The sequence below is a fragment of the Streptomyces sp. NRRL F-5122 genome, assembly GCF_001507435.1.
GTDB classification, from domain to species: Bacteria; Actinomycetota; Actinomycetes; order Streptomycetales; family Streptomycetaceae; genus Streptomyces; species Streptomyces lannensis.
Map to the genome: position 1 here is coordinate 1 of NZ_LMWH01000159.1, position 357 is coordinate 357.

The 357-nt window shown below is 71.7% G+C and carries 1 protein-coding gene; it reads left to right on the forward strand.

Annotated elements, in window-relative coordinates; all coding sequences use genetic code 11:
* Window positions 1–357 (forward strand): IS3 family transposase (locus tag ADL25_RS17365; protein ID WP_059128656.1); only part of this gene is annotated, 357 nt, incomplete at both ends.

The window sequence follows — 357 nt, forward strand, 5'->3', positions numbered from 1 at the left end:
CGGCTATTACGCCTGGCGGGAACGCACTCCTTCGGCACGCTCGCTGCGGCAGGCCTGGCTGAGCCGGATCATCCGCGACATCCACCGCTCCTCGGGGGCTGTCTTCGGATACCGCCGTATCCGGCAGGAACTCGGTCACCGCTACGGCATCAACGTCAGCCACCAGACCGTGGAACGCCTGATGGGCCAGGCAGGCCTGCGAGGCCGTTCCGGACGCGTCGGCTACCACAGTCCCGGACCGGCCACCGCACCGGGCACCGGACCGGGCAGCGGGCCGGCCGGCGGGGTGGGGGGCCGGCGCTGGATCATCGACGTCGACACCCCCGACCATCCTCACGCCGTCTGGTGGGCCGCGAT